The sequence below is a fragment of the Nonomuraea sp. NPDC051191 genome, from assembly GCF_044455665.1.
Classification (GTDB): Bacteria; Actinomycetota; Actinomycetes; order Streptosporangiales; family Streptosporangiaceae; genus Nonomuraea.
Window position 1 is genome coordinate 200,691 of sequence record NZ_JBITEZ010000001.1, and the last position, 11,492, is coordinate 212,182.

Sequence of the window (11,492 nt, forward strand, 5' to 3'; positions counted from 1 at the left end):
AGTGCCAGGTGGTGAGCCTGGTAACCAGAGTCTCTGCGTGTAATCCGAGGGTGGGTCCCGAGCCCCCTCACGCACGTAGGTACGGGTTCCGAAACGCTCACCGATCTAGGAGAGACCTGTGAGGCTCACCAAGAAGGCCGCCGGCTTCGTCGCCGCCGCGGCCGCGCTGTTCACCGTGGTCGTCCCGGCCGCCGCGGCAGAGGCCAGCCCACGTTCCACGTGCTACGGCGGCCGCGTCTGCCTGTACGCCGGTTTCGACTACAACCGCGGCCAGAGCGACCACTGGCGCGACTTCACGGCCGACGACTCCGATCTGGCCGACAACAACTGGCTGAACTGGGACTTCAGCAACACCTGGCACAGCATGGACAACGAGACCAGCTCCGTCAGGAACCGCATCGGCTGCAGCGCCACCCTGTGGCAGCACGCCGACTACACCGGTGCCCACAGCACCTTCACCCACAACTCCAACGACGGTTACCTGTCGAACAACGCGATCGGCAACAACCGCACCAGCTCGATCGACATCTGGTGCCGCTGAGAAATAACGGGAGTGCCGGTTTCCGGGCTTGGCCGCCGGAAACCGGCTGTCGCGGCCTCCTCGCGGGCGCGCTGCTGCTGTCCGTCGCGGCCTGCGCCACCGCCGAGCCCGTACGCGAGCGGCCTCCGGCGGGCGTGACCTCGGTGTCGCAGCTCGTGTTGCCGTTCGACGCCTACAAGCCGACTCCCGAGCAACGGGCCGTCCTGGGCAATGCCCACAACCACCTGGTCGCGCAGTGCATGAGCCGCCGCGGCCTCACCGTCACCCCACCCGCCGAGGACGCCGCCGAGCTGGCGGTGGTCGATCCCGGCAACTCCCGCCGCTACGGCGTCGTGGACACCGCGGCCGCCCAGCGGTACGGCTACCACCTGGCCAGGCCACCGTCCCCGGACACCACGGCCTCCTGGGTCAACAAGCTGCCCAAGCGCACCCGCCACCGCCTGTACGGCACCGCGGCCGACCGCGGCTGCCTCGACCGGGCCTCCGCGGCGCTGGAGAGCGGCACCCGCAAGGCGGACTGGCCGTGGCTGGGCCTGCAGGACTCGCTCGCCCTGGAACAGGCCGCCAAGTACGGCGGCGTGACCGCGGCGAACAGGCGCTGGCAGTCGTGCATGACCCAGGCCGGACATCCCTACCCGGCGCCCGAGGCGGCCATCGCCGACTCCCGCTGGAACCTGGACAAGCCCGACGTGAGCGAGGAGGAGAAGCAGACGGCCGTGGCCGACACGACCTGCAAGTGGTCGTCGGGCCTGGTCGCCGCCTGGTTCAACGCCGACGCCGAGGTGCAGCGCGCGGTCATCCGGGACAACAAGGAACGCTTCGACGCGCTGGCCGCGAACCTGCGACAGCGGCTGGAGCGCGCCTCACGCCTGCTGTCCGAGGACGAAGGCCGCCAGGTCGGCTGACTGGGCGAGCCTGCTGGGCTCGTGCGCGTACATCATGTGGCCGGCCTCGTAGTACTTGAACTCCACGTTGGCGGCCAGCTCGGCGGGCACGGGCAGGTGGGCGAAGGCGTGCTCGGCCGCGTAGTAGGGCGTGGCGCCGTCGTGGTACCCGCAGGCCACGTGCACGCGCAGGTGCGGGTTGGTCCGCATGGCGGCGCCGAGCCGGTCGATCACGTTGACGTGCACGCCCTCGAACTCCTTGTACGACCACGGGTGCACCCGCGAGCTGAGGATCTCGTAGGGCAGGTCGTTGGCGTACTCCAGCTCGGTCCGCAGGTAGTGGTTGAGCGCGGCGCTGTAGGGGCCGGTGATGGCGTTCATGCTCGGGTCGGAGACGAAGTGCTCGCGCCCGCCGTCGGGGTCCCAGCCGGTGAAGCGGCCGTCGAGCCTGCCGACGGTCAGCCGGCGCCCGCGCAGCAGCTCGGTGAAGAAGCGGATGTGCTCGATGCGCAGGTCCACGCGGTCGACGTAGTCCTCGGAGAGGCCGGACAGCGCGGCGACCCTGGAGACGGCGGCGGCGCGCTCGTCGGCGGTGAGGCGGCTGCCGCGGGCCAGGGCCCACGGGTAGTCGCGGGCGGCGTACTCCTCGGCCTCGCGCAGCACGTCGGCCAGCGGGCGGTCGCCGTGCAGGCCGTGATAGTGCGCAATTGCGGCATAAGTCGGTAGATAGAGGGCGTAGGCCGTGTCGTTGCCCTCGTTGAACTCCACGGTCGCGTAGTCGAGCACCGAGGAGATCAGCATCACGCCGTTGAGGTACATGCCGTACCGCGACTGGAGGTGGTCGGCCAGGCCGGCCGCCCTGACCGTGCCGTACGACTCGCCGGCCAGGAACTTCGGCGACATCCACCGCGCGTTCCTGGTCGTCCAGAGCCGGATCACCTCGCCTACCGACTCCAGGTCGCCGCTGAACCCGTGGTACGGGCCGGCCTTCTCGCCCTCGGCCGCCCGCGAGTAGCCGGTGGACATCGGGTCGATGACGACCAGGTCGCTCACCTTGAGCAGGGTCTCGTCGTTGTCGGCCAGCGCGTACGGGGGAGGCAGGAGCGCGCCCGCGTCCCCCATCACGACCCGGCGCGGGCCGAGGATGCCGAGGTGCAGCCACACGCTCGACGACCCGGGCCCGCCGTTGAAGGCGAACGTGACCGGTCTGGTCAGCGGGTCGGCGTCGTCGAGCGTGTAGGAGGTGAGGAACACCTCGGCCTTCGGGCGGTGGCCGTCGAACGTCCCGTCCGTGAACACCTCCTCGCGCACCACCATGGTTCCGGTGGTGGCGGTGTACCCCTGGCCGGTCGGCAGGGTGTGCCGGGTGGTGACGAGGTTGTCAGCGGGCGTCTTTGTCTGTACTTCGTCGGACATAGCGGCCAATTATGGGGCAACGTCCACGGAGATCGCGGGGTCGGCGAAACGTTCGTTCGGGACGGTGGCGTACCAGCCCGGCCGGCCCGGGTCGCGGTCGTAGGGGTAGCCGCCGGTCTCCCGGTAGAACTCGGCGTAGCGGGCCACACGATCGGGGTCGAGGCGCACCCCGAGCCCCGGGCCGGAGGGCACGGCGATGGCGCCGTCCGCGTACGGCAGCTTGCCGCCCTCGATCACGTCGTCGCGCAGCTGGTGGTAGTGGGCGTCGGCGGCGTAGGTGAGGTTCGGCAGCACCGCGCCGAGGTGCAGCATGGTCGCGAGCTGGATGCCCAGCTCACCCGAGGAGTGCACGGCCACCCCGACCTGGAACGTGTCGCACACCCCCGCCGCCTTCACGCACGGCCGCACCCCGCCCCAGAACGTCGTGTCCAGCAGCACCACGTCGGCGGCCCTGCGCAGCACGTTGGAGGCGAGCTGCTCGAAGTTGACGACCACCGTGTTGGTGGCGAGGGGCACCCTGACCTGCTCCCGAACGGCCCTGAGCCCTTCCAGCCCCCAGACGGGGTCCTCCAGGTAGTCGTTGTTCAGCCCCTCGATGGCCCGGCCGAAGCGCAGCCCCTCGGCCACCGACAGCACGGCGTTGGGGTCGTACCTGAGCCGGTCGGCGGGGAACGCCTCGGCCAGCGCCCGGTAGCACTCCAGCTCGTGGTCCGGCGGGAACACGCCGCCCTTGAGCTTGTGCACGGTGAACCCGTGCGCCTCCTTGAGGTGGGCGGCGTGCTCGACGAGCTGGCCGGGGGTGCGGATCTCCGGGTGGCCTTCGGCGGCGTACCGGAAGAACAGGTAGGAGGCGAACGGGACGGCGTCCCGCAGCCGCCCGCCCAGCAGGTCGTGGGCGGGCACGCCGAGGTGCTGCCCGACGAGGTCGAGGCAGGCGAACTCGACGGCGGCCAGGAGCTGGGTGCGGTTGTTGTAGAGCGAGGCGGTGGGGTTGGCGATCTTGAAGCGGAGCGCCTCCAGCTCGAAGGGGTTGTGCCCCTTCAGGTACGGGACGAGCGCGCGGAAGGCCGACTCGGCGCTCTCGCCGCCGCCGCCCATCTCCCCCAGGCCGACCAGTCCGTTGTCGGCCTCGACCTCGACGATCGTGCGGACGAACCGCCCCCAGTGGGCGCCGTTGCTGTGCCGCAGCGGCGCCTCCAGCGGGACGGCGACCGTCGTGGCCCGGATGTCAACGATCTTCACGCGCGCTTCCCTCCGACGACGGCGACCCCGCAGGCGGGCAGCCGGACCTCGACCGCGTCCCGTCCCGGCATCGTGACCGTCGCCGTCACCGGCTCGGCGGCCAGCGACTGCAGCCGGACCACTTGCTCCCCGTCCAGCCGGCCGATCGAGGTGATCAGCACGTCGGGGTGGTCCACCGAGGCGTAGGTCTCGGTGGCGCCGGGTTGGCCGGTGATCAGCGCGCCGACGAACGGCTCGGTCAGCCCCGAGGCCGCCGCCGCGCCCAGCCTGCTGCCCTTGACGCCGGCCGCCGACGTGACGGCGTACCGGAAGGTGGTCTCGCCCTGCTGCTGGGCCGGGAAATTGGTGTCCCAGATGTTGTTGAGCGCCCAGGAGTAGACCGTGCCGTCCTCCTGGTCGAGCGTGGGCGGGAACGGCGCGTACGGCATGTGGATGGTGCCGAGCTGCACCAGCGGCGCTTCCAGGGTGGCCCAGGCGACGGTCAGCTCGGGGTCCTCGAAGGCGATCCAGTGCCTGATCGGCAGCATGTACTCGGCCGACCCCGGGACGCGCGGCACGTCGGGGCCGCCGACGCCGCCGGTCAGCTCCCAGGCGGTGGCCGGGCCCGTGGCGAACGGGAAGGCCAGGAAGACCGCCTCCTTGGCCGGGGTGCCCTGCTTGGCGAGCTGGTAGGTCAGGTCGAGCCTCGGGACGCCCCGGTGCAGCTCGATCGTGGTGCGCAGCCAGTCGACGCCCTTGCCCTGGAGCTCGACGACCAGCCTCTCGCCGACCGCCGTGCGCTGGGCCTTGACGATCGTGGCGTGGCGGGCGACGGCCCGGTCGCCGAGGAGCGTCCTGTCGTGCGCCCCGACGTGTCCCGACAGGTGGTTGAAGTGCGGGGCGGTGGCGTAGCGGTCGTAGACGTACTGGCCGAAACCGGCGGCGGCGTCACCGTTGACCAGCTCGCGGCCGGCGGACTTGTCGAAGATCGAGCTGATGTGGCCCTCACGGACGTCGTAGGCGACCCGGTAGAACTCGTTCTCGATGACGCCGTCCAGGTCCGGCTCGACCGGCTCGGGGGCCTGGCTCCGGCCCCGCACGACGTCGAGCCGCGCGTAGCCGAAGCCGGGTACGTCGGCCACGACCGCGTGGACGTGCCGGCCGATCGGGCGGGTCGGCCAGTCGTCGGGATCGACGTACTCCTCGTGGTGCGGCACGGTCTGCCCGGTCCGGGAGTCGACCAGCGCGATCGGCACGTCCACGGCCACCACGTCACGCGGCAGGAACGCGCGGACCACGTCGGTCCGCGCCCGGGTGCCGGGGTTGAAGACGGCGAAGGCGGCCAGGGCCGCGCCTTCCGCGTCCGCGTCAGGCAGGGCCGCGCCTTCCGCGTCCGCGTCAGGCAGGGCGGCGCCTTCCGCGTCCGGGGTCGAGAGGGCGGCGGCGAAGCGGCGGGTGGCGGCGTGCAGCAGGTCGGAGGCGTCGTCCTGGGCCTGGTAGGCGCCCGACGACTTGCGGGTCCACTGCAGGCCGCCGGAGTCGCCGGCCTCCTCGGCGTCCTCCCACGGGTTGGCCGCGCCCCAGGTGTGCTCGTTGAACAGGGCGACCTTGTCGTACGCCTCGTCGATCTGGTCCGTGGCGTCCGCGCCAGCGATCGTGTGCAGGGTCTCGGCGACGCGCAGGGCCGACTGCGCGCGGCGGACGTAGCCGAGCGGGCGGGCGCCCGAGCCGAGCCCGTCGGCCCACCAGTCGGTCCAGTCGCCCTCGTGCACGGCCAGGCGGTCGTGGTAGCGCTCCTCGACGTGCTCGAAGAAGTCGCTGTTGACCGCCGAGCGCAGGCGCGGCCAGGCCCACGTCTCGTTCCACTTGCGGGCGATCGAGGCGGGCACGATCGACGGCCCGGCGTTGTCGGCGTGCGCGCCCTGGACCCGCAGGTGCAGCACGTCCAGCTCGTACGGCTCGCGCGGCGCGTCCGGCCCCTGCCAGCCGAACGTGCCGGGCCCGTACGGGTAGCCCCGCGTGGCCAGCGCCGACAGGTAGCGCGGCAGCAGGTCGTCGGCCAGCTCGTAGGAGTCGGTCAGCCCGACCGTGTTGCCCTCCATGTACGCCATCCCGTGCGGCGTGTCGGTGAACCACACGAGCAGCTCGTTCCCGCTGGGCGCCCGCCACCGGAACGGCCTGGTCAGCTTGTCGCCCCCGTGCAGGTACGGCACCGACCGCCCGGCCCAGTTGTGCGCGGCGGCCAGGTAGCGCACGCCGGAGGCGTTGAGCGCGTCCACCAGGCCGACGACCGCGCCCGGCACGTCGGTGTGCATGGCCGACCTGGTGGCGAAGCCGTACCGGTCCTGGAGCTGCGCGGTGAAGCGGAGCTGGCGGTAGAGCTCCTCGGTCGAGCACGCCTCGGTGTGGAGCTGGAACGGCAGCGCGGTCACCTCGATCACGCCCGCCCTGGCCAGCGCGGCGAACGACTCGACCTGCCCGGCGGGCCGGGCGTCGAGCCATCTGAGCGCGGGCATCGACGACTCGACCGTCCAGCGGAACTTGGCGTCGTCCGGCCAGGAGGCGGTCTCCTCGGCCAGCCGCACGGCCGCGTCGAGGTAGTCGAGGTGGTGGCGGAGCACCGTGCCCTGCGGGTCGGTGTAGCCGATGTCCAGGTGCGAGTGGTGCACGACGAACACGCTCCACTTGCGCTGCGGGGTGACCGTGACCTGCGCGCTGCCGACCACGCCGGCGTCGTCGCGGCACTCCAGGGTGAGCGTGCGCGGCGCGTCCACCTCGGGCACCAGCAGCGTCACGTCCGTGCCCGAGGCGCTGTCGACGCCCACCAGCACGTGGGTCAGGGGTTGCGTGCTCGACACCCTGACCGCCTGGCGGCCGTCGTGCGTGAACAGCGGCAGCACCGCGACCCGCACCTCCAGCCCGCGCACACTGATCACCGGGGTCGAGGTGTCGTTGCGCAGCGCCTGCCTGATCCCGTCGTAGTCGGGGCTACCCAGGCTCCGCTGCAGCAACCGGCTCGTCATCTAAACACTCCCTAGGGACAGGCCCCGTGCGAAGAGGCGCTGGGTTGCCAGGAACAACACGACCGTCGGCAACGAGACCACCAGGCCCGCCGCCAGGCCGACGGGGACCGGCGTGCCGGCGTAGACGTCGGTCATCAGTCCGGCCAGTGCGGTCATGACCGGCCGGACGCTCTCGGTCTGCGTCAGCGTCAGGCCGAAGATGAGGTCGTTCCAGATGAAGGTGAACTCCAGGATGAACACCGCCGTCAGCGCGCTGAGCGAGATCGGCAGGTAGATGCGCCAGAAGACGCGCCACGTGGACGCGCCGTCCATGCGGGCCGCCTCGAAGATCGAGAACGCGACGCCCGTGTAGAAGTTGCGCAGCACGAACGCGGCCAGCGGCACGTTGATGGCGGTGTAGATGAGGATCATGCCGAGCCTGCTGTCGTACAGGCCGGCGTCGCTGTAGCCGACGAACAGCGGCACGAGCAGCATCTGCGACGGGAAGATCGTGCCGCCGAAGATCAGCAGGAACCACCAGAACCCGTGGCGCAGCCGCAGCACCACGATCGTGTAGCCGGCCAGCGCCCCGATCACCACGCCGAGCAGCGGCGAGACGACCGCGTAGAGGGCGGTGCTGCCCAGGCTGGCGGTCAGGTCGGCGCTGTCCAGGGCGCGGCCGAAGTTGTCCAGCAGCGCGAAGTCGCCGGACGGCACCCACGCGCTGCCCGGGTCGTACGAGGCCGCCGGCCTGGACGCGTTGACGAGGAGCAGGTAGGTCGGCCCGAGCCAGATCAGCCCGAGCACGATGAGCACGGTCCGCCGGATCATCGCACCTGCCTCCTCAGGTAGAGGTAGGAGGCCAGCCCGGTGACCACGGTGAGCATCACCGCGACGGCCGAGCCGTAGCCGTAGTCACTGGCCACGAACGTGTCGCGGTACATGGTCACCGCCAGCGTCTCGGAGTTGCGTCCCGGGCCGCCCTGCGTCAGCACCCACACGATGTCGAACGTCTTCAGGCTCGCCACCAGCGCCAGCCCGACCACGACCGCCGTCAGCGGGCGCATCAGCGGCCAGATCACGTGCCGGAACAGCCGCCAGCCGGAGGCGCCGTCCAGGCGGGCGGCCTCGATCGGCTCCTTGGGGATGGACTGGAGGCCGACGACGAACAGCAGCGTGTTCACGCCGAGCTGCTGCCAGGTCCACACCAGCAGCATGGCCAGCGTGTTGTGCGGCGCGACCTGGAGGAACGCGGTGTCCACGCCGAGCAGCCGGTTGGCGATGCCGTCATGGGACAGCACCGGGCTCCACACCATGGCCAGGCCCGCGCCGCTCAGCGCGTACGGCAGCATGAACGGCACCCGGTACCAGGCGCCGCCCTTGAGGTCGTAGGACAGCACCGCGACCAGCAGGCCGAGCCCGACCGGGAGCACCATCGTGCCGGCCACCCAGATGAGGGTGTTGCGGGTCGAGGTGAGCAGCGCGGGGTCGTCCAGCAGCTTGACGAAGTTGCGCAGGCCGATCCACGCCGGGGACTCCAGGCCGTCGTACCGGGTGAGGCTCAGGTAGGCCGTCCACAGGAAAGGCGCGTAGAGCAGCCCCGCGACCAGCACGGCCGCGGGCGCCACGTAGCCGTGCCTGAACCGGCCGAGCATCGGCGTCCGCGCGCTCATGGCCTCGCTCCGCGCGACGGCGTTCCCCCGCTCACTGGTGGGTGCTCCAGTACTCGTCGGCGGCCTTCTGGATGGTCTCCAGCACTTCCTTGTACGTCCCGGGCTCGGTGACGAACTTGCCGAAGCCGTCGAGCGCGGCGGTCAGCACCGGGGGCGGCGTGGCCTCGAAGTAGCGGTTGACCAGGCGGTACTTGCCGCCGCCCGCGTCCTTGGTGACCGTGCCGAGCGCCTCGTCGGCGATCTCGACCTTCGGGTTGGCGCTCACGTCGCCCCTGGTGGAGGCCCACTTCTTCTGGGCGTCGGCGGTGGTCCACCACTTGAGGTACTTCAGGTTGGAGTCGGGGTCGTCCCCCTTGGCGAGCGAGCACAGCGGCCCGCTCTCGAAGATCATCGAGGTCTTCGGCAGCGTGGGGTTGACGTTGGGGATGACGAAGAATCCGTAGTCGGTGCCGGACTTCAGGTCGCGCTGCGTCATGCTGGTGTTGAACCAGGTGCCGAAGGAGACCATCGCCGCCTTGCCGTTCTTCAGGACGTCCCCGGGGTCGGTCTTGTCGCCCGGGTTCATGAAATATCCGGCGTCGATGAGCGACTTCCACTTCTCCATCACCTGGACCACCCCCGGGTCGGTGTACTTGGCCTGGCCCGTGGACAGGCGGTCGTACAGGTCGGGGTCGGAGCCGGCCATGAGCTGCTCGAACCAGACGAAGGAGAACAGCACGCTGGTGTGGTAGAAGGCCTTGACGCCGTTCTTCTTCAGGGTCTCGGCGCCCTGCACCAGCTCGTCCCAGGTCTGCGGGGGCTTCAGGCCGTACTTGTCGAAGATCTTCTTGTTGTAGAACATGCCCCAGTAGGCGACGTTCATCGGCACGCAGTACTGCTTGCCGCCGATCGTGTAGTAGGGCGCGAGGTCCTGCGACAGGTCTCCCGCCTTGATCGCCTCCTGCCAGACGGCCGTGGTGTCGGCCACCTGCTTCTGCTTGACGATCTCCTCCAGCATCCCCCCGGTCTGCCAGGTGAACAGGTCAGGCTTCACGTTCGTGCGGAAGGACGCCTTGATGAAGGCCTGGTACTGGGCGGAGTCGGTGTACCCCGTCGGCTTCATGCCCAGGCCGATCTGCTGCTTGGACAGGGCGCCCATCTCGTCGAAGTACTTCGTCCAGGCGCCCTTGTCGTTGTAGAGCGACAGTTCGGTCTTCTTCTTCGGCGCCTCGGCGCTGTTTCCGCCGCAGGCGGTCAGGACCAGCGCCGCCACGCCCAGCGTGGCCACACGTGACCGGAACATGGCCGGCCTCCTTGCTCTTTCGGGGGGACTTGCTCTATCTAGAGGGCAACCTCTGCTCGACGACGGTCCGCACGTCGACCAGATGGGCCCGCATGCGCGCCTGCGCCTCGGCGGCGTCGCGCGCTTCGATGGCCTCCAGGATGGCCAGGTGCTCCTCGTAGTCACGGCGCCGGTCGTCGAAGATCTGCAGGATCTCCCGCTGCTCCGCCCCGTGGACGGTGAGCAGCGAGTCGACCACCTCGTGCAGGACGCTGTTGCCCGCCATCCGCGCGGTCGCCCGGTGGAAGGACATGTTGGCCTCGTGCAGCTCGGCGTCCTCGCCGCGCAGGTGCCGGCCCGCCTGGTCGAGCACCTGCTTGAGCGCGGCCAGCTCCGCGCCCTCGGCCTGCTCGGCGGCCATGGCGGCCAGCGGCGGCTCGATCACGATCCGCGCGCCGAGCAGTTCGAGGAGCTGGGCGACGTGCATGTCGCGCATGTTGGGGTTGGGCAGCACGAGCCGCTCGATGTCGGCGCCGACGTAGATGCCCGAGCCGTGCCGCAGCTCGATGGCCCCGGTGGCCTCCAGCCTGCGCAGCGCTTCGCGCAACGTCGGGGTGGTGACGGCGAAACGCTGGGAGAGCTCCCTGGTGGAGGGCAGCCTGTCGCCCGGCCGGTGCCCCCCACTACGGATGAGCTCCAGCATGCGCTCGGTCAGAGCGTCGGAAAGCGTCGGCCGCGCAACCTCGGACATATCAAGTGATCTAATCACTTAATCCGACGCACGTCTATGCTGACCGGCGATTTCCCCGGCTCAGCGGTTGAGCAGGTCCTTCATCAGGTCGATCTGCGCCTTGCGGGACGCCTGGACCTGCGCCGCCCACTCCTTGACCGCCGGATCAGCCCCGGAGGCCACCTCGGTGTCCGCCATCTTGATCGCGGCGCCCTGGTGCGCGATCAGCAGGGTCATCAGGTCGTGCTCGAAGGACTTCGACTTCTTCAGCGCCCTGATCTGCCTGCGGTCGGTCTCCGGCATGCCGCCGTGGTGGTCGTGGGCGCCGGTGGCGGCGGTGAGCGGCTGCTCCCAGGCGTACAGCCAGCGCAGCATCATCTCGACCTCGTCCTGCTGCGTGCTGGCCACGGCGGCCACCAGGATGCGGAGCTGGTCGGTGGTGGCCCGTTCGCTGCCCAGCTTGGCGATCTCGATGCCCTGGCGGTGGTGCTGGACCATCATCTGCACGAACATCACGTCCTGGGCGTTCACCGGAGGTGCCTGGGCCCCGGCAGCCCCGCAGGCGGTGGCCAGCAGGAGGCCCAGGGCCGCCAGGACGAGCTTCAGGGCGCCGGATCGGGGGGTAGCGGCCACTCTGCGCGCCTTCCATTAAAAAGGAAACCTTCCTAAGAGTTAGACGATTTCCCCGGAGCGCGCAAGGGCCCCTGTCAAGGACGCGGGACGCCCGGCGCGGACGTCCCGCCTCCCCTCCTCAACGCTCACCC

The 11,492-nt window shown here is 70.4% G+C and carries 10 protein-coding genes; 2 read left to right on the plus strand and 8 right to left on the minus strand.

Annotated elements, in window-relative coordinates; translation table 11 throughout:
• Positions 1-118: 118 nt before the first annotated feature.
• Complete coding sequence (locus tag ACIA8R_RS00950; protein ID WP_357702191.1) at positions 119-541, plus strand: peptidase inhibitor family I36 protein; 423 nt, start codon at positions 119-121, stop codon at positions 539-541.
• Complete coding sequence (locus tag ACIA8R_RS00955; protein ID WP_357702189.1) at positions 532-1,446, plus strand: hypothetical protein; 915 nt, start codon at positions 532-534, stop codon at positions 1,444-1,446. Before ACIA8R_RS00950 ends, ACIA8R_RS00955 begins: the two co-directional genes overlap by 10 nt.
• Here ACIA8R_RS00955 and ACIA8R_RS00960 read toward each other — a convergent pair.
• Genes ACIA8R_RS00960 through ACIA8R_RS00995 form a run of 8 tightly spaced genes read right to left on the minus strand, consistent with a single transcriptional unit; the run spans position 1,405 to position 11,361 of the window.
• Entirely contained in the window at positions 1,405-2,841 is a 1,437-nt protein-coding gene (locus tag ACIA8R_RS00960) for a S10 family peptidase (protein WP_397035748.1), read from the minus strand. The two genes, ACIA8R_RS00955 and ACIA8R_RS00960, sit on opposite strands and share 42 nt — an antisense overlap.
• A gap of 9 nt (positions 2,842-2,850) precedes the next feature.
• Positions 2,851-4,083 carry an enolase C-terminal domain-like protein gene (locus tag ACIA8R_RS00965; protein ID WP_357702185.1) on the minus strand — a complete coding sequence of 411 codons (1,233 nt, stop codon included), beginning with the start codon at positions 4,081-4,083 and terminating at the stop codon, positions 2,851-2,853.
• The gene (locus tag ACIA8R_RS00970) at positions 4,080-7,085 is read right to left on the minus strand and encodes a glycoside hydrolase family 38 C-terminal domain-containing protein (protein WP_397035750.1); all 3,006 of its coding nucleotides are present in this window, start codon (positions 7,083-7,085) and stop codon (positions 4,080-4,082) included. Before ACIA8R_RS00970 ends, ACIA8R_RS00965 begins: the two co-directional genes overlap by 4 nt.
• Entirely contained in the window at positions 7,086-7,895 is an 810-nt protein-coding gene (locus tag ACIA8R_RS00975) for a carbohydrate ABC transporter permease (RefSeq protein ID WP_397035752.1), read from the minus strand.
• Positions 7,892-8,737 (minus strand): carbohydrate ABC transporter permease, encoded by an 846-nt coding sequence (locus ACIA8R_RS00980; RefSeq protein ID WP_397035754.1) that lies wholly within the window; start codon positions 8,735-8,737, stop codon positions 7,892-7,894. Before ACIA8R_RS00980 ends, ACIA8R_RS00975 begins: the two co-directional genes overlap by 4 nt.
• Before the next feature lie 31 nt (positions 8,738-8,768).
• Positions 8,769-10,019, minus strand: a complete 1,251-nt coding sequence (locus tag ACIA8R_RS00985) for an ABC transporter substrate-binding protein (protein WP_397035756.1) — start codon at positions 10,017-10,019, stop codon at positions 8,769-8,771.
• A gap of 34 nt (positions 10,020-10,053) precedes the next feature.
• Positions 10,054-10,749: a FadR/GntR family transcriptional regulator gene (locus ACIA8R_RS00990; protein ID WP_364084021.1), complete on the minus strand. Its 696-nt coding sequence runs from the start codon at positions 10,747-10,749 to the stop codon at positions 10,054-10,056.
• Between the two features lie 60 nt (positions 10,750-10,809).
• On the minus strand, positions 10,810-11,361 hold the full coding sequence (locus ACIA8R_RS00995; RefSeq protein ID WP_364084018.1) for a DUF305 domain-containing protein: 552 nt from the start codon (positions 11,359-11,361) through the stop codon (positions 10,810-10,812).
• Positions 11,362-11,492 lie beyond the last annotated feature (131 nt).